We start from the raw sequence: 16210 nt of genomic DNA on the forward strand, positions 1-16210 counted from the left end.
TCGCGTAAGCGTTTGAGCTCGGCGAGCGCGTCCACGCGCGCGTGCCCGAATTCGCCGATCCCGCAACCGACGGCGGCTCGCATCCGCAAACGCGCCCACACGATCTCGTCGCTGATGGATTAATTATGCAACCTCATGGTTGCATGTCAAGGCGAAGAAATGGGGTAATCCGGTGGGGTAGCGTGGTGCATGGGCTGGCGCATCAATCACGCTTGAGTTGCGCACAAGGCAGGCGGCTTCTTACGCGGCCGGCCGCCTTTGCGCCCATTCGCACGGGCGGCAGCGGCCTTCGCGGGCGACTTGACGGCGCCCATGCCGCGCGCGAGTTCGCGCATCCACGCTTTCAATCCGTAGACGCCTTGCACCAGCCCCGGCGCCGATGCCCGGGTCTGCCGCCGACAGGCAACAACAGCAGCAAGCATATGCGGCATGGCCCCGCGAGTAGTCTCAGCCATCCGGCATAGCCAGCGATCGGAGCGCCGGGGCAGCGCACCACCACCCATGCGGGAAACCGCAAGAAGCAGGCAAAAAAAAGCGGCGCCGCAGCGCCGCCCTGTTCCTGCCGTCGTCTCGCGGACTGCCGCGCAGACTCAATCGAGCTTGAACTGGCCCACCGCCTGCGCGAGGTTTGCGGCCTGGCCGCGCAGTGCCGCGGCCGCCGCGGTCGACTCCTCGACGAGCGCCGCGTTCTGCTGGACCATCTCGTCGAGCTGGCTCACCGCGCGATTCACCTCCTGGATGCCGCGCGTCTGCTCGCCCGCCGCATTCGTCACCTCGGAAATGATGGTGGTCACGTTCGACACGTTCGCCACGATCTCGTCCATCGTTTCGCCGGCGCGCCGCACGAGCTGCGAGCCCGAGCTCACGCTCGCCACCGTCGACTCGATCAGCGCCTTGATCTCGCGCGCCGCCTGGGCACTGCGCTGCGCGAGGCTGCGCACCTCGCCCGCCACCACCGCGAAGCCTCGGCCCTGCTCGCCCGCGCGCGCCGCTTCCACGGCCGCGTTCAGGGCGAGAATGTTGGTCTGAAACGCGATGCCGTCGATCACGCCGATGATGTCGGCGATCTTCACGGAAGCATTCTCTATCGCGCCCATCGTGTCGACCACATCGGAAATCACCGCACCGCCGCGCGAGGCCACCGCCGAAGCCGACGACGCCGTCACGTCCGCCTGCTGCGCCGCGTTCGCGGACTGCGCGACCGTCGCCGTGATCTGCTCCATCGAGGCCGCCGTTTCTTCGAGGCTCGCCGCTGCCGACTCGGTGCGGCCCGAGAGGTCGATGTTGCCCGCGGCGATCTCGTCGCTCGCGGTGCGCACCGATTCGCTCGCGTCGCGGATATGGCGCATCACGTCACGCAGCTTGTCCATGAACGCGTTGAACGCGCGCGCGATCTGCGCGACTTCGTCGTTGCCCACCGCGGGCAGGCGCTGCGTGAGATCGCCCTCGCCCTTGCCGATGGCGTCCATCGCGTCGCGCACGCGCGAGAGGCGCTGGAACGACACCGTCGCGACCGCCCCCACCACCAGGGCTGCGATGACCGCGATCACCACCAGCGCACCAAGCGAGGCCGTGAGCAGCGAGCGCATGCCCGCCGTGGCGTCAGCGCGATCGAGCGCGACCACCACGCGCCAGTCGGTGCCCGCAATCGGCTGCGCGCGCATCAGCTTGGTGTCGCCGCCCACGTCGACCTTGAGCGGCACGCTCGACGAAAACAGCGCCGCCAGCTTGTCGCCGGCCAATTCGGGCGCGATGTCCGTCACGGGCTTGAGCGTGAGCTTCGGATCGTTGTGCGCAACGATCTGGCCCGCACCATCGATCAGCATCCCGAAGCTCGCGGGCGTCGGATGGATCGCGCGCACATTGGCAATCACGCTGTCCATCACGACGTCGCCGGATACGACGGCCTTCAGCGCGCCCTCACGAATCACGGGCTCGGCGAACGACACCACGAGCTTGCCGGTGGCCACATCCAGATAAGGCGGCGTCACCACGGCCTTGCCCGCCGAGACGGCCTGCTGGTACCAGGGGCGGCCGGTCGGGTCGTAGTCGGCGGGAATGCCGGCGGAGTCGCCGAACTTCGCGGTCTTGTCGGGATAGCCCACGTAGACGTCGGTGAAGCCGCCCGCCGCGGCAATCTGCTTGAGCATGGGCACCGGATCGGGCTGGAGCACCGCGTCCTGCAGCGAATCGATCATCCGCGCGTGGCTCGCGACCCATTCGTCGATACCCTGGGCGTGACCGTCCTCGACGGCCGTGAGCGTGGCGTCGACCGAATCCTGGTTGTGCGAGTTGGCAACGAAATAGTCGAGCGCGGTGTTGGCCGCCAGCGCCACGACGACGATTACGACGCATAGCGCGACGATGCGCGCGCGAATTGTGGTGAACATAGATGGGGAAGCGCCGTAGGGAAATGAGTGAATCGAATGCGGTACGTCTAGGGATAAGGGATAACCCACGCGTTTACGGCGTTCGCCGCGAAGGACTTGAATCGGATTTATCGGGGCGCGAACGGATCGGTCCGCCTTCGTATGGCACGGCGGGGGCCGAACGATGCGTAGCGAGTCAGAGAAGGCGAAGACAGCGGCGGCTCAGGCGACCGACCGCAGGAGGCGGAATCGAAGGTGGCGGAAAGTAGTCGCCAAGAAATGCAAAAGCGGCTCGCGCAGAGGGCGAGCCGCAATTTGCCGAAGCGGGCCGAAGCCGAAAAACGCGGGACGAAGAAAGACGACGTGCGAACGAAGCGGCCCTTACTTGCTTGCCGCAGCCGCCTTCTTCTTGTCGCCGATACGGCTCTCGGTGCCGTTCATGAGCTTCGAGATATTGGCGCGATGGCGCCAGAACAACAGCACGCTCATCGCAAGAATCGCGAGCGCCATCACGTGCGTGCCGAACAGGAAGACGTCGAAGAGCGGAGCGAACACGGCGGCCGCGAGCGCCGCCAGCGAGGAATAGCGCATGAAGAACGCGACGATCAGCCAGGTGAGCAGCGTCGCGCCCCCGAGCACCGGATTCACGGCGAGCAGCACGCCCGCGGCGGTCGCCACGCCCTTGCCGCCCTGGAAGCGGAAGAACACCGGGTAGAGGTGGCCGAGGAACACCGCGATGGCGGACAAGGCGACGGCCGTCTCGCCAAGGCCGAAGCGCGGCCCGAAGTGCGCCGTGAGCCAGACCGCGAGCCAGCCCTTGAAGGCGTCGCCGATCAGCGTGAGGATGGCGGCCTTCTTGTTGCCGCTGCGCAGGACGTTGGTCGCGCCCGGGTTGCCGGAGCCGTAGGAGCGCGGGTCGTCGAGGCCCATGACGGCGCTCACGACCACGGCGAACGAAATCGAGCCGATCAGATAGGCAGCAACGGCGACAAACAGGTTGTACATGCACGAAACCCGAAGGAAGAGAAACGAAGCGCGGCAGCCCCAAGGTGATGCAGGCTGCGGGGATGCGCGCGCGAAGGCGCTCATTCTACCGAAGCGCGGGCGGCCCTTGCCGCCATCCCAGGGTAATCCGGGAAATCGGGGAGCGTACCGGCCGCATCGGGGCGCTAACACGGCCGCTAAACTGGACACCGCCCCGGGCACTACTCCACGCCGGGTATCACTCCACGCCGGGCGTCGCTACGCCGGGCGTCATTCGACGCTCGCGCACTGCACCGGCTTTGCGCCCAGCAGCGTCGTGAGCACCGCGGGCGCGAGGCTCACGAGATAGCCACGTCTGCCGCCGTTGAGCCAGATCTGGTCGAGTTCGAGGATGGTCGATTCGACGTAGACGGGCATCGCCTTCTTCGTGCCGAACGGCGACGTGCCGCCCACCAGATAACCCGAATGACGGTTCGCGACTTCGGGCTTGCAGGGCTCGACGCGCTTGGCGCCGATCTGCCGTGCGAGGTTCTTGGTCGAGACCTTGCAATCGCCGTGCATGAGGACGATCAGCGGCTTGGCGTGCTCGTCCTCCATCACGAGCGTCTTCACGACGCGGTGCTCGTCCACGCCGAGCTGGCGCGCGGATTCGCCCGTGCCGCCGTGCTCGACGTACTCGTAGGGATGCTCGCCGAACGCGACGCCCGCGCGGCGCAGCATTTGCGTGGCGGGCGTTTCGGAGACGTGTTTCGATTTGCTCATGGCGGGCATTCTACCCGCGCGGATGATGCATCTCGTGCAGGAGCCGCAGGCGCTCGCGCGCGACGTGCGTGTAGATCTGCGTCGTGGAGATGTCGCTATGGCCGAGCAGCAGTTGCACGACGCGCAGGTCCGCGCCGTGATTGAGCAGATGCGTGGCGAACGCATGGCGCAGCGTGTGCGGCGAGAGTGGCGCGTGCACGCCCGCATTGAGCGCGTGGCGCTTGATGATGTGCCAGAACTGCTGTCGCGTCATGCCTTCGGCGCGCGCGGTGACGAACAGGGCATCGGTAGTGCGTGCGCCTAGCAGCGCGGGCCGCGCCTCGCGCAGATAGCGGGTGATCCAGGCCGCCGCCTCTTCGCCGAACGGAATCAGCCGCTCCTTCGAGCCCTTGCCGAGCACGCGCACGACACCTTCGTTCAGGCCCACCTCGACCGTCTTGAGCGTGACGAGCTCAGTCACGCGCAAGCCGCTCGCGTACATCAGCTCGAGCATCGTGCGGTCGCGCAGACCGAGCGGCGTGGCCACGTCGGGCGCGTTCAGCAGCGCCTCGACCTGCGCTTCGGTGAGCGTCGAAGGAAAGCGCGGCCCCTGCTTCGCCGAGCGCACGCGCACCGTCGGGTCCGCGCTCACGCGCTGCTCGCGCAGCGCCCAGCCGTAGTAGCGCCGGAAGACCGAAAGACGCCGGTTCGCGGAGGTCGACTTGTCGTCCTTTCGGCGCGCACTGTAGGCGAGCAGGTCGTCCTCGTGGACCGCGTCGAGGCCGCGCGAGCGCGCGTGCGCAAGCCACTCGGCGAACAGGCGCAGATCGCGCCGGTAGGCGTCGAGCGTATTGCGCGAGAGACCGTGCTCGAGCCATATGGCGTCGCAGAACGTGTCGATGGCGAGCAGGCTCGTGGCGAGCGCCTGCGCGGCGGCCGGTGCAAGCGCGGTTGCCTCGCCGCTGTCCGGCGCGCCCGGCATCACATCCGGCGCGTGATCTTGTTCGTCTTCGTCGATGCCGTATTCGAGATCGTTATCGGCGTCGTCATCGGCATCCTTCTCGACTTGCTTGCCGGCGCCGTTATCGTTTTGATCGTCCACGTGTTCCTTTTTGCTGCTCTGTTGCGCCGATTCCTGCGTGCCTCGCGCGCGCGTGGCGCTCATCGGAGGGTGACGCCTTCATGGGTGAGGAGCCAGCGCTTCACGTCGCGAAAGAAACCATCGCCGCCGTGATGCGCGAAGCCGCCGATGCCGCTCGCCGACACCACGCGATGGCATGGAATCACGATCGGAAAGGGATTCGAACCGCACGCCTGCCCCACCGCACGCGCGCTGATGCTGCCGATGCGCTTCGCGAGCGCACCATAGGTGAGCACCTCACCCGCCTCGATTGCGCAGATGCCGTCCCATACGCTGCGCTGAAACGCCGTGCCACGCGGCGCGAGCGGCAAGTCGAAGTCCGCTTGCGCGCTCGCGAAGTAACGCTCGATCTGCGCGATTGCGCGCTCGGCGAGCGCGCAATCGGGGTCGACCGAATGCGTGGATTCGGGCAGATAGACGATCTCGCGCACAGCGCCATCGGCGGTGCGGATGCCGACTTTGCCGAACGGTGCGTCGATTACCGCGTTGAACATCGTATCCTCTCCTTGGCGCATGCAAGTCTCCATGCCCACGCCAGTCTAAGCGGCTTCCAGCGCCCATTGCACATGCTCGCGCACGAGCGCCGACGCGTCGTGCTCGCGCGCACGCAATGCCGCGACGATAGCTGCGCGCCCATCCCGCGCATCATGCGGCTGACCGCAGGCATCAGCGTTCTCGCGCGTCGCGCGCAGCGCATTGCCCATCGCCACGGCGATATTGCGCGACCAGCATTCGTAGCCGATGCGCCGGATCGCGCTGCCCTGCATGCGTTCGTCGAACTGCGCGGCGCTCCAGCCGAACAGCTCGACGAGACTCGCGCGGTCGAGCCCGTGGCGCACGTCGAAATCGGCGACCGGCGCGGCCTGCGCGAACTTGTTCCATGGGCACACGAGCTGGCAGTCGTCGCAACCATAGACACGATTGCCGATCAGCTCGCGCAATTCCAGGGGAATGCTGCCCTTCAATTCGATCGTCAGGTAGGAAATGCAGCGCCGCGCGTCGACGCGGTACGGCCCGGTGATCGCCCCGGTCGGGCACGCGCCGATGCAGCGCGTGCAACTCCCGCAATGGGCGCCGGGCTGCTCGGGCGCATGCGCGGCAGGATCTTGCGCGTCTTCTGCATTTTCCGCATCGGTGGGAAGCGGCACGTCCACGTAGATTTCGCCGAGAAAGAACAGCGAGCCCGCGTCGCGCTGCAACAGCAAGGTGTGCTTGCCGCGCCAGCCGATGCCCGCCTTCTGCGCGAGCTCGACTTCGAGCACCGGCGCGGAATCGGTGAAGACGCGAAAGCCGAAGGCGCCGATCTCGGCCTCGATGCGCTCGGCAAGCTGTTGCAGCCGCGCGCGCATCACCTTGTGATAGTCGCGGCCGCGCGCGTAAATCGACACCACACCCGCAAACGGGTCGGCCAGGCGCGCGTGCTCGCGCCTGCGCCAGTCCTCGTGCCCGCCCGTGCCACGCGCTTCGGCCTGAGCCTCGACGTGCGCCGCGCCAGCAAGCGTCGCGGCGGGCAAATACGCCATGCGCGCGGAGATGACACGTCGCGTACCGGCCACAAGCTCTGCGGGCCGCGCGCGTTTCATCCCATGTTTGGCCATATAATCCATCTCGCCATGGCAGCCCGCCTCGAGCCACGCGGCAAGGCCCGCCTCGGCATGAGAAAGGTCGGTGTCGCTGATACCGATCGCACCGAACCCCAGCTCGCGTCCCCATGCGCGGATGCGTGTCGCGAGCGCGGCCAGCGCCGCTTCGTCCAGCGGCGCGGCCTCATTGCGCGACGCCATCGTGCCGACGCCCGGCGTAGCAACGCCCGACGCAGTCGAATGCGCGGGCACTTTCGCGGACGTCCTGACCGGCACGCGCGCATCGACCCGATCGTGCACTTCGTGCGGATCGTGTACTTCGTGCGTTTCGTCGTGCACCGGGTTCGAAGGGGAATGCGAGGGATTCATTACGCTATTTTACGAGAATGCCCGGAACACCCGACATGCCCGGACACGACCCCGCTAGCCTGCCCGCCGCGCCCGTACTGCTCGAGCGCCGCTTCGAGCTCGCGGATGAAGCCGCCACCAATACGTTCGGCGCGCGCTTTGCGCACGCGCTCGAGAGCCTGCGCGCGCAAGAATCCGGCCAGAGCGCCGGCAGCACGCAAAAAAATCCAGTCAGCGAATCCGCCGCCTCCAGCGTTGTGCCATTCAACGGCCTGCACGTGCAGCTGTTCGGCGACCTGGGCGCGGGCAAGACTTCGCTCGTGCGCGCCTCGCTGCGCGCGCTCGGCCACCCCGGCCGCGTACGCAGCCCGACGTATACGCTCGTCGAGCCCTACACGGTAAGCACGGCGAGTGGGGAACTCCAGCTCTATCACTTCGATCTCTATCGTTTCAGCGACCCAGCCGAATGGGCCGACGCCGGCTTTCGCGAATATTTCGCACAAGGAGCCGTGTGTCTCGTCGAATGGCCGCAACGCGCGGGCGGCCTGCTCGGCGTGCCTGATCTCGTGTTCCAGCTCGAACCGGGACGGGACGGTGAAGGCCGCGTGCTCACCGCGTACGCATACAGCGCATCAGGAAAGGCATGTCTAGAAAGATGTTAATCAAACCGTTCCGCTCGATCGAATCCGCGGCCACCGCCACGCACAACTGGCGGCGCCGGCAGATTCTGAAGGCGGGCGCGTCCACGCTGGTGCTCGGCCTCTCGGTCACGGCACCGCGCCTCGCATGGGCGACTTCGGTGATCGGCGTGCGTGTGTGGCCCGCGCGCGACTACACGCGCGTCACGATCGAATCGGATCAGCCGCTCTCGAACACGCAGCAATTGCTGCAGGGCCCTGACCGGCTCGTCGTCGACCTCAGCGGCCTCGACCTCGACGACGCGCTCAAGAATCTCGTCTCCAAGATCACGCCGAACGATCCGCAGATCCAGGCCGTGCGCGTGGGCCAGTACCAGCCGAACGTGGTGCGCATGGTGTTCGACCTCAAGGGCGCGGTAAAGCCCCAGGTCTTCACGCTGCAGCCGGTGGGCTCGTACAAGTATCGGCTCGTGTTCGACCTCTATCCCGCGGTCGCGCCCGATCCGCTCATGGACCTGCTCGCGCAGACCGAGCGCAAGCAACAACAGCTCGACGCGCGCGAGGCGATGCGCGATAGCACACAGCCTGCGCCGCCCTCCACGCTCGCGGGCCCCAACAACCCGCCGGCGCACGACAACAGCGACGCCTTCTTCGAGCGCTACGCGCAGAACGACGCGGGCGCGGCCACGCCCACTGCGCCTGGCGCGTCGACCGCACCCTCCGCGCCGCGCCCAGCGCCGCTGGTGCCGCCCGCAACGATCCTGCCGCGTCCGAAGCCGGCGCCGAAGCCGCCTGTCATCGCCCAAAGCAACAGCGGCGGCGACAGCGACAGCAGCGACCAGGCCGACGACAACTACGGCTTCACCACGCCCAAGACCAGCAAGGGCGGCACCACGCGCCTGCTGACGGTGGCGATCGATCCGGGCCACGGCGGCGAGGACCCCGGCGCGATCGGCAGCGCGGGCACGTACGAGAAGCACATCGCGCTCGACATCGCGAAGAAGCTGCGCGCGAAGATCGACGCGCAGCCCAACATGCGCTCGATGATGACGCGCGACGCCGACTTCTTCGTCCCGCTGAACGTGCGCGTGCAGAAGGCGCGCCGCGTGGGCGCCGACCTGTTCGTGTCGATCCACGCCGATGCGTTCACCACGCCGGCCGCGCGCGGCTCGTCGGTGTTCGCGCTTTCCGAGCACGGCGCGTCGAGCGCGGCCGCGCGCTGGATGGCGACCAAGGAGAACTCGTCGGACCAGATCGGCGGCATCAACGTGAAGACGTCGGACGCTTCGGTGAACCGGGCGCTCTTCGACATGTCGACCACGGCGCAGATCCGCGACTCGCTGCGCTACGGCGGCTTCGTGCTCAACGAGGTCGGCGAGATCAACAAGCTGCACAAGGGCTCGGTCGAGCAGGCGGGCTTCGCGGTGCTCAAGGCACCCGACATTCCGTCGATCCTCGTGGAGACCGCCTTCATCAGCAACCCCGAGGAAGAGCAGAAGCTCAACGACGACGCCTATCGCGACAAGATGGCGAACGCCATCCTCAAGGGCATCAAGCGCTACTTCGCGGCGAATCCGCCGCTCGCGAAGAGCCGCATGACGTAAGGACGCCAGGACGCAAGAACGTTGGCGGCGCGCGGTGTCGGTGCGCGTCGCTTCCGACCTGGTCCCCTTCCCCAGTCACGTCGCCAAACGCCGACGCCTTCTGGCGAACCGGCAAATCCTCGCATCGCCCCTGCTTTCAAACAGCTTTCCGCGTCAGTGCACTGCCGATCGCACCCCGTGATGCGACGTTACCCAGCGCACATAGTGGCCGGTGGTCTGCTGCTAGATTGGCCGTGCCGAACGGGAGCCACAGATAGCGCGCGCCGCAACCTCGGGTTCGACGCCTCCATTGACATCGCCCGTCAAGACTTCGACGCATCACCTCGGGTCGCGCGCGGAATCAGGCTGAATTTTGCAGGTTTGGTCGATGAGGGGATTCACGATGAAGCTCAATCAATACAGATATCTGCTGCTGCTTCTGGCGCTCATCACCTTCGTTGGTATGGCGCGCTATGTGATGCCGTTTCCAGCGGACTTTGAAGACAGCTACATCATGGACCGCTACGCCCAGAATGGCGTCGACGGTTTTCTGTATGAGTGGAACCAGCATTCGGCGCCCGTGCAGGGCACCACGGGTCTGGCATGGGTCACCCTCGTTACCGCGGTTGCGCGCCTGACGAGAGGCAACGTTGTCTCCGTCAACTCTTATTCCGGCCTGATTTTTGCCATTCTGACACTGGTGGCGGTCTATGCAGCCGCTGTCCGCAGTTTGAAGCCCGGTAGTCGGTGGGTTGCAGTTTGTGCCCTGATTCCCATCATTAGCTGCCCCTTCTTTCTGAGAGCGTCAGGCAACGGGCTTGAGACATCGATTACGGTTTTCTTCGTCGCGCTTTCCGTCTATTTTTTGCATTATTGCCGAGGCTCCCTGAAAGAATCGCTGCTGCTGGGATTGTTTTCAGGATTTACTTTTCTGGTTAGGCCGGATCTACCGCTATTCCCTGTTTCGCTCTACCTCTCGCAACTCGTGTTGCTGGACGCCAGCAAAACGGCGCGTGCGAAAAGCGGTCTTGCACTGCTTGGCGGCGTCGTGGCCGCCAGTCTCATCTCACTCTTGCTCGCCAAGGTCTCGACCGGCACCGCCCTGCCACTCTCGGCCAGTCTGAAACTCGCGCTGAGCGATCTGCTGCTGGGGCGCCTGCCCGCGCAGGCCTACATCCATCTCTTCGGTGATCAGCTCAAATTTTTCGGCGATCTGCTCCCGCTGGTCTTCCTCGCCATCTTCTCGGTTATGCTGACGGGCTTGCGCGGCTCCAGAAAATATCTGCCGATCTACTTCGCGACCGCGGTCTATTTTGCCTATCTGTTCACCGTCCTGCCGATCATGGACATCGGCTTTCGATTCAAATTGCCGTTGCAGATCGGCATGGCGTTCGCTGTGATTCACTTCTTCGATGCCACCGAACAAGCCGGCCTTCTCGAAGGTCGACGCCACCTCCTGATCATCATGGTCACCATCCTGGTGGCACTCGGCAATAGCGCCAATCTCTTTTCGGAAAAGAAGGACGTCGTGTTCCTGCGAGCCGACCACACCGATTTCCAGCAGATGGGCGAAGCGCTCGGAAAGATCGACGGCATCATCATTGCCTCGCCGGAGGCGGGCAAACTCGCCGCCGCTTCGGGGAAGAAGTTTCTGGATATGGTCGGACTGAACGACGTCTTTATTGCTCAACACAAGAAGAGCCCCGACTATCCCGCGCTGCTTTTGAACTATCTGAAAACGGATTTCGGCATGCCCGATGTCTATATCCGCAAGACGCATACGCCCGACCCGCGCTATACGTATCTCGAGATCCTTCCGGACTTCAACAAAATATACCTGTGCAACAACTCGGATAACGCCGAGCGTACCGGCAAGGTCGTTTGCCTGTATAAATCCGGAAGTCATCTGAAAGAAATAGCGTCAAGCCTCGCGCCGTTCGACATCCAGATCGGACTGCCATGAGCTTCTGAAAACGCCCTTCTTCGATACGCCGCGCGCCTCCCAAAAGGTGCGCGGCGTTTTCACATCCGCAGAGGGCAATCGTGTTCCGCCCCGCTCAGGAGCGCGCCGAGCCCATCGACGCGAACCGCGCCCTCGCCCAGCCGCCGAACACGTTCACGGCGAGCCCCGCCATCACGAGCGCGGCGCCGCCGATCTGCGCGGCGGAGAGGTGTTCGCCGAGCAGTAGCGCGGCCGCGGCGAGCCCGACGATCGGCACGAGCAGCGAGAACGGCGCGACCTGGCTGGCCGGATACTTCGAGAGCAGCCGGCTCCAGAGGCTGTAGCCGAGCAAGGTAGCCACGAACGCGAGATAGACGATCGCGCCGATCGAATCGACGCCGATGCCCGCCAGCGCCGCCTCGATGCGCTGCGGTCCCTCCATGAAGTACGAGAGCACGAGGAAGGGCAGCGGCGGAATCAGGCTCGCCCACACCACGAGCCCGACGAGATCCACCTGGCCCACCTTCTTCGTGACGATGTTGCCGAGCGCCCACATGCAGGCCGCGCACAAGGTGAGCACGAAGCCGGCGGCCGTCATCGTCTGGGCCCCCGCACCGGCGGCCGCGGACGACTGCAGCCCGATCACCGCGAGCCCGCCCGCCGCGACCAGCAGGCCGATCACGTTCTGCGCGCGAAAGCGCTCGCCAAGGAAGACCGCCGCGAACACGAGCGTGAAGAAGGCCTGCGCCTGCAGCACGACCGAGGCGAGCCCGGCGGGCATGCCCACGTACATGGCGGTGAAGAGGAATACGAACTGCCCGAACGAGATCGTCGCGCCGTAAGCGAGCAGCCAGCGCAGCGGCAATTTCGGGCGCTTCACGAACAGCACCGCCGGAAACGCCGCCAGCAGAAAACGCAGCGCGCCGAGCAGAAGCGGCGGCACGCCGTGCAGCCCCACCTTGATCACCACGAAATTCACGCCCCACGCCAGCACGACCACGAGCGCAAGCAGCAAGTCCTTCGGCGACATCTCCAGCTCCGTTGATTGTTCTGTCGAATACGCCAGTTTACCGGCGCGCGCGCGGCCGCGCTTGCGACGCCGCCACCGCGCCGCGCGCCCGCCCTCAAGCGCCTCCTTCAAGCGCCTGCTTCACTAGCGGCGCGCGGGCGAGGCCGGCGTTAGAATGAGCGCCTGCTCGCGCGCACGCGCAAAGCGCCGTCATGCGTGCCGGCGCGCGCATGGCGTGTACCGTCCGACTCATCAAGGAAGTCTCCATGTCCTCATCGATCAAAGCGGTCCTCAAGCCCCATCAACGCGACATCGGCAATCTCTATGTGCGCCGCGTGCTGCCCGCGATGGCCGCGCGCCTCGTCGGCCCGTTCATCTTCTTCGACCACATGGGGCCGGCCACGCTCGAGCCGGGCTCCGGCGTCGACGTACGGCCGCATCCGCATATTGGACTCGCCACCGTCACGTATCTCTTCGACGGCGCGCTCATGCATCGCGACAGCATCGGCTCGACCCAGGAGATCGTCCCCGGCGACGTCAACTGGATGACGGCCGGACGCGGCATCGTCCACTCCGAGCGCACGCCCGACGCAGCACGCAAGACGGGCCTCACCATGCATGGCATCCAGACCTGGGTCGCGCTGCCGTTCGAGCACGAAGACACCGAGCCGTCGTTCTTCCATCATGCGGCCGCTACGCTGCCGGCGATCGAGCGCAACGGCGTCTCGATGCGCGTGATCGCGGGCACGGCGTTCGGCGCGACCTCGCCTGTCGCGACTTTCTCGGGCACGCTCTACGTGGCCGCCGAGTTCGCGCCCGGCAGCGCCATCGCGCTCGACGCGGAGCATGAGGAGCGCGGCGTCTATCTCGTCGAGGGCGACCTCAGCATCGACGGCACGCCGCTCGAGCAATACACGATGGCCGTGCTGACGCCCAACGAAACCGTCACGCTCGCGAGCACGAACGGCGCGCGCGTCATGCTGCTCGGAGGCGAGAAGCTCGAGGGCGAACGCTTCATCGAATGGAACTTCGTCGCCAGCTCGCGCGAGAAGATCGAAGCCGCCAAGGCCGCCTGGACGCGCCAGGAAATGGGGCAGGTCCCCGGCGAAACCGAATGGATTCCGCTGCCCGAAAAGCGGCCGCAGCATTGAAGCGCGCCGATTCGCCCTCATCTTCACGCGTAACGGATTTCCCCAACGAGGACGTAATGGATACCACCCTGGCCACTTTTGAAAAGGACGTGATCGCGGCGTCGGCGCTCGCGCCAGTGCTGGTCGACTTCTGGGCGCCGTGGTGCGGCCCGTGCAAGTCGCTCGGGCCGATGCTCGAAAAGCTCGAAGCCGAGTACGCGGGCAAATGGAAGCTCGTGAAGGTCAATGTCGACGAGAACCAGGAGCTCGCCGCGCACTTCCAGGTGCGCAGCATTCCGCACGTGGTGGCGTTTGTCGACCAACGGCCGGTGGACCAGTTCATCGGCGTGCTGTCCGAAGGTCAGCTGCGCGAATTTCTCGACCGCCTGATTCCCGACTCCGCACAAGCCGCGCGCCAGGCCGCCCAGGAAGCGCTCGCCGAAGGCCGCCGCCACGACGCCTATGAGGCGCTGCAAGCCGCGCTCGCCTTCGACCCCGGCTTCGACGAGGCGCGCATGGACCTGATCGAGCTGCTGCTCGCCGACAACCTCGCCGACGAGGCGCACAAGGAAGTCGAGCTGCTCTCGCCGAAGACCACGCAGGGCATCGACCCGCGCTTTAACGCGCTCAAGACCCGCCTCGACGCGCTCGACGCTGCCGCCGACCTGCCGCCCACCGACGCGCTCGAAGCCCAGGTGGGTGCGCACCCTGAAGACCTCGAAGCGCGCTTCGATCTCGCGAGCGCGCTGATCGCGCGGCGCAAGTACGCGGCGGCGCTCGAGCACCTGCTCGAGATCGTCAAGCGCGACCGCACGTTCCGCGACGACATCGGCCGCAAGACCATGCTCTCGGTGTTCGATCTCGCGTCGCATCAGCCGCAGCTCGTGGGCGAATGGCGACGCAAGCTGAGCGCCACGCTGAACTGAGTACGGCGCGCCTGGTGCTCAAGCCGGCGCTCAAACGCAAACGCACCGCGAGCCTCAAATGAGGCTCGCTTTTTTTTGGCTCACTGGCCGGCGGTTGATTTGAAGAAACGTTACGACTGCGGAGACTCCAAGATCGGTGATCTGAGATTCTGTCGTTCCTCTCGAAATTCCTTCAGTCTTGATGGGAAAATGCGCCCCATTCTCGAAAAAAGACCTTTGCTGAGTTGCACAGCGGTCAGCTCCGACTCCTGGAGCTGTGTGAGGCCCCGTTGATATCTGGCTGTACTGAAGCTGCTGCAAATGCCTCGCGGACCACGTCTTCAATACGGGCAATGACCTCATCCGGCAGATGTTTGAACGTTTTGCGTTTGTTTGACGACAACTTTCCGTTGTTCGACTGCACCATGCGGATGAGGGCCGACAGGTCCGGTCGTGGAATGTTGAGTTCGTCGTTGAGTTGTTCAAACGCGCTATCGAACCCACTCAGCCAGTGCAACTCGCGTGGCAACTCGGTGCGTACGGCCTCGACAAGCATGGCGTGCAGAAAGCGGACCTCTGGCGTTGCGTCGAAGAACCGATAGGGCCGCCCACCCGGTGATGCAGTTACATGCGGAGCATCCTCGCCAGGCGCGTATTTCCACAGTCGCGTGGTTGGGCGGGAGAAGCCATTCAGCACGTTCAGGTATTCATCTGCCCGGCGCAGGAAGACGGCGGAAACCGGCACGATGGCGCCGCCCTTCAGGCGTCGTGCACCGTTGATGACGTGATGGATAAGGAAGCGGTGAATGCGTCCGTTGCCATCCAGAAATGGATGCAGGAAGACAAATCCAAAGGCAGCACAGGCGGCTCGCACGAGCACGTTGGGGCATCGATATCCGCCGGTGTCGGGATGCTCGTTGATGAACCCCTCCCACCCTTGCATGGCGCGCTGAAGGTCTTCGGGCGGCGGGGGGAAAAACGTGATGCGCCCCGTTCCATCCTCGAGCCAATTCTGCTTCGTCCGGTAAGACGCTTCCTGAGCATAAGCGTCTCTGACGATGACGTTCTGCAAATCGACGAGCCATTCCTCGGTAATGCGCTCTTCCTCCCCGGCCCGGGCAAGGATCTGGACGAAACGCTCGCCCTTGCTTCCGTTGGGCTTTTCCTTTTCGATGCCGTAGGTACTTTGTGTCTCCGAAAGGTACAGATAGTGCACCGCGCGCTCGTAGAGCGACGCGTCCGTGACCTGTTCCAGCGTCCGGTCGGCCTCGTCAAGCAATTCATCCAAAGAAGGCCCGTCGGTTAATGCATACCGGCGTACGAGCGGGCAGAAATCGGGCGTTCCAGGCAGGTTGTCTCGCACCCTGAACTTGGGATGCCTGATTGTGTGGGCGGAGTCCGACGTGAAATAGTCAGCCTCCGGAAGGGCATCGACGTAGGCTCCCGACGGGCTCTTGTCGAAAGCCAGATTGCCACCGGTGAGCCACTCCCAGAAGAAGCAAGTCCTTCGTACGAACGCGCTGTTCGGCGACTCGGACAGCCTGCGCAAGAGCTCAGCTTCCGGCAGGTGCTCGAACACCGCCTCAAGCACCTCTAGATTCACGCCCTCATTGCGGAGCGCAAATTCGACGTGCCCGATGAGTGTCTGCTCCACAGCCGTCTTGCGCGGATACCAGAATCCATTTTGGCCACGTACTTTCTGATTTACGGAACCATTGAGAAAAGCTGGCGCCTCGAGAGGCCGAACCTTTGCTCCCAGGTTCAGGTACTCGATGAGATGTTGGTAGCCAACCGGTTCCAGCTCGCCCATGGGACTCGAAGAACGTTCAGATCTCTC

13 protein-coding genes are annotated in these 16210 nt (G+C 65.1%); 5 read left to right on the forward strand and 8 right to left on the reverse strand.

What is annotated here, in order from left to right:
* Positions 1-590: 590 nt before the first annotated feature.
* From E1956_RS00115 to queG, 6 genes are all read right to left on the reverse strand, one after another.
* Positions 591-2390, reverse strand: a complete 1800-nt coding sequence (locus tag E1956_RS00115) for a methyl-accepting chemotaxis protein (protein WP_134746340.1) — start codon at positions 2388-2390, stop codon at positions 591-593.
* 360 nt (positions 2391-2750) lie between these two features.
* Entirely contained in the window at positions 2751-3374 is a 624-nt protein-coding gene (gene plsY / locus E1956_RS00120) for a glycerol-3-phosphate 1-O-acyltransferase PlsY (RefSeq protein ID WP_134746342.1), read from the reverse strand.
* Positions 3375-3623: 249 nt separating this feature from the next.
* Positions 3624-4115, reverse strand: a complete 492-nt coding sequence (ybaK, locus tag E1956_RS00125; protein WP_134746344.1) for a Cys-tRNA(Pro) deacylase — start codon at positions 4113-4115, stop codon at positions 3624-3626.
* 10 nt (positions 4116-4125) lie between these two features.
* On the reverse strand, positions 4126-5076 hold the full coding sequence (gene xerD, locus E1956_RS00130) for a site-specific tyrosine recombinase XerD (RefSeq protein WP_134750216.1): 951 nt from the start codon (positions 5074-5076) through the stop codon (positions 4126-4128).
* A gap of 179 nt (positions 5077-5255) precedes the next feature.
* Positions 5256-5729 (reverse strand): methylated-DNA--[protein]-cysteine S-methyltransferase, encoded by a 474-nt coding sequence (locus E1956_RS00135; RefSeq protein ID WP_134746346.1) that lies wholly within the window; start codon positions 5727-5729, stop codon positions 5256-5258.
* Positions 5730-5774: 45 nt separating this feature from the next.
* On the reverse strand, positions 5775-7019 hold the full coding sequence (gene queG / locus E1956_RS00140) for a tRNA epoxyqueuosine(34) reductase QueG (RefSeq protein ID WP_134750218.1): 1245 nt from the start codon (positions 7017-7019) through the stop codon (positions 5775-5777).
* Positions 7020-7222: 203 nt separating this feature from the next.
* Between queG and tsaE the strand changes: the two genes are divergently transcribed.
* The 3 genes from tsaE to E1956_RS00155 all read left to right on the forward strand — a co-directional run bounded on the left by tsaE (position 7223) and on the right by E1956_RS00155 (position 11350).
* Entirely contained in the window at positions 7223-7828 is a 606-nt protein-coding gene (gene tsaE, locus E1956_RS00145; protein ID WP_134746348.1) for a tRNA (adenosine(37)-N6)-threonylcarbamoyltransferase complex ATPase subunit type 1 TsaE, read from the forward strand.
* A complete protein-coding gene (locus E1956_RS00150) occupies positions 7810-9408 on the forward strand; it encodes an N-acetylmuramoyl-L-alanine amidase (protein WP_134746350.1) in 1599 nt (532 codons plus the stop codon). Before tsaE ends, E1956_RS00150 begins: the two co-directional genes overlap by 19 nt.
* Before the next feature lie 382 nt (positions 9409-9790).
* Positions 9791-11350, forward strand: coding sequence for an ArnT family glycosyltransferase (locus E1956_RS00155; RefSeq protein WP_134746352.1), 1560 nt, complete (start codon positions 9791-9793; stop codon positions 11348-11350).
* Positions 11351-11444: 94 nt separating this feature from the next.
* Here E1956_RS00155 and E1956_RS00160 read toward each other — a convergent pair whose 3' ends face one another.
* On the reverse strand, positions 11445-12359 hold the full coding sequence (locus tag E1956_RS00160) for an EamA family transporter (protein ID WP_134746354.1): 915 nt from the start codon (positions 12357-12359) through the stop codon (positions 11445-11447).
* A 245-nt stretch (positions 12360-12604) separates the two neighbouring features.
* Here E1956_RS00160 and E1956_RS00165 point away from each other — a divergent pair, with 245 nt between their 5' ends.
* On the forward strand, positions 12605-13489 hold the full coding sequence (locus E1956_RS00165) for a pirin family protein (RefSeq protein ID WP_134746356.1): 885 nt from the start codon (positions 12605-12607) through the stop codon (positions 13487-13489).
* 56 nt (positions 13490-13545) lie between these two features.
* Positions 13546-14394, forward strand: a complete 849-nt coding sequence (trxA, locus tag E1956_RS00170) for a thioredoxin (RefSeq protein WP_134746358.1) — start codon at positions 13546-13548, stop codon at positions 14392-14394.
* Positions 14395-14629: 235 nt separating this feature from the next.
* On the opposite strand, the gene E1956_RS00175 is transcribed toward trxA, so the two are convergent.
* Positions 14630-16183 carry a Fic family protein gene (locus E1956_RS00175; RefSeq protein ID WP_134746360.1) on the reverse strand — a complete coding sequence of 518 codons (1554 nt, stop codon included), beginning with the start codon at positions 16181-16183 and terminating at the stop codon, positions 14630-14632.
* Positions 16184-16210 lie beyond the last annotated feature (27 nt).

This window comes from Paraburkholderia pallida, assembly GCF_004524855.1.
GTDB classification, from domain to species: domain Bacteria; phylum Pseudomonadota; class Gammaproteobacteria; order Burkholderiales; family Burkholderiaceae; genus Paraburkholderia; species Paraburkholderia oxyphila.

Bases quoted from the DNA above. Each gene is read 5' to 3' on its own strand.
- E1956_RS00115 (WP_134746340.1), bottom strand. From the start codon at position 2,390: ATGTTCACCACAATTCGCGCGCGCATCGTCGCGCTATGCGTCGTAATC.
- plsY (WP_134746342.1), bottom strand. From the start codon at position 3,374: ATGTACAACCTGTTTGTCGCCGTTGCTGCCTATCTGATCGGCTCGATT.
- ybaK (WP_134746344.1), bottom strand. From the start codon at position 4,115: ATGAGCAAATCGAAACACGTCTCCGAAACGCCCGCCACGCAAATGCTG.
- xerD (WP_134750216.1), bottom strand. From the start codon at position 5,076: ATGCCGGGCGCGCCGGACAGCGGCGAGGCAACCGCGCTTGCACCGGCC.
- E1956_RS00135 (WP_134746346.1), bottom strand. From the start codon at position 5,729: ATGTTCAACGCGGTAATCGACGCACCGTTCGGCAAAGTCGGCATCCGC.
- queG (WP_134750218.1), bottom strand. From the start codon at position 7,019: ATGGCGTCGCGCAATGAGGCCGCGCCGCTGGACGAAGCGGCGCTGGCC.
- tsaE (WP_134746348.1), top strand. From the start codon at position 7,223: ATGCCCGGACACGACCCCGCTAGCCTGCCCGCCGCGCCCGTACTGCTC.
- E1956_RS00150 (WP_134746350.1), top strand. From the start codon at position 7,810: ATGTCTAGAAAGATGTTAATCAAACCGTTCCGCTCGATCGAATCCGCG.
- E1956_RS00155 (WP_134746352.1), top strand. From the start codon at position 9,791: ATGAAGCTCAATCAATACAGATATCTGCTGCTGCTTCTGGCGCTCATC.
- E1956_RS00160 (WP_134746354.1), bottom strand. From the start codon at position 12,359: ATGTCGCCGAAGGACTTGCTGCTTGCGCTCGTGGTCGTGCTGGCGTGG.
- E1956_RS00165 (WP_134746356.1), top strand. From the start codon at position 12,605: ATGTCCTCATCGATCAAAGCGGTCCTCAAGCCCCATCAACGCGACATC.
- trxA (WP_134746358.1), top strand. From the start codon at position 13,546: ATGGATACCACCCTGGCCACTTTTGAAAAGGACGTGATCGCGGCGTCG.
- E1956_RS00175 (WP_134746360.1), bottom strand. From the start codon at position 16,183: ATGGGCGAGCTGGAACCGGTTGGCTACCAACATCTCATCGAGTACCTG.